Origin of the sequence: Vibrio sp. 10N.222.46.A1 (genome assembly GCF_041473595.1) — a bacterium.
GTDB lineage: Bacteria > Pseudomonadota > Gammaproteobacteria > Enterobacterales > Vibrionaceae > Vibrio > Vibrio tasmaniensis_A.
Genome location: NZ_JBFRSN010001369.1, coordinates 1 through 855 on the forward strand (window position 1 = coordinate 1; position 855 = coordinate 855).

General features: G+C 45.5%; 1 protein-coding gene and 1 pseudogene. Both read left to right on the forward strand.

What is annotated here, in order from left to right; all coding sequences use genetic code 11:
- A partial coding sequence (locus tag AB4496_RS26675) for a ParA family protein (protein WP_372090879.1) occupies positions 1–760 on the forward strand: 760 nt, incomplete at its 5' end.
- Positions 747–855 (forward strand): annotated as a pseudogene (locus AB4496_RS26680) (chemotaxis protein CheW); the annotation flags it as partial. The gene AB4496_RS26675 and the pseudogene AB4496_RS26680, both read left to right, overlap by 14 nt.

Here is an 855-nt window from a genome sequence, read left to right on the forward strand (position 1 = left end):
CCAAAAAGGTGGCGTTGGGAAAACGACGACGACAGTGACCCTAGCTGGCTTACTTGCCTTAAAGGGTCATCGTGTGTTGTTGGTTGATACTGACCCACATGCATCACTAACCACCTATCTGGGTTACGACTCAGATACGGTGGAATCGAGCCTGTTTGATCTGTTCCAGCTGCGTGAGTTTTCTACGCAAGCTGTGAGAGCGTTGACTATACAGACCGAAATTGAAGGTATCGATATTATTCCCGCACACATGTCATTGGCGACATTAGACCGTGTAATGGGAAATCGAAGTGGTATGGGCTTGATCTTAAAGCGTGCTTTAGCCGCTTTGAAAGATGACTATGACTACGTGCTTATCGATTGTCCGCCTATTCTTGGTGTGATGATGGTGAATGCGTTGGCTGCCAGTGATCGTATCTTGATTCCGGTACAGACTGAATTTTTGGCGATGAAGGGTTTAGAGCGCATGATTCGCACTCTAACCATTATGCAGAAGTCTCGCAAAACACCGTTTAAGGTGACGATTGTCCCGACGATGTACGACAAGCGAACGAAAGCATCATTGCAAACATTGACTCAGCTTAAAGATGACTATCCAAACCAAGTTTGGACCTCTGCTGTGCCGATTGATACCAAGTTTCGCGATGCCAGTCTAAAACGTTTACCAGCATCTCATTTCGCATCGGGTAGCCGTGGTGTATTTGCTTATAAACAGCTGCTTATTTATCTCGAGAGGTTAGCGATAAATGAGCGCGAATAACGAATCGACATTGACGCAACCAAGTTTATCGAGTGAACAAGCAATCGATGATTACTTTACCGCGCTGTTAGGCGATGAAAACTTTGAATCTGATG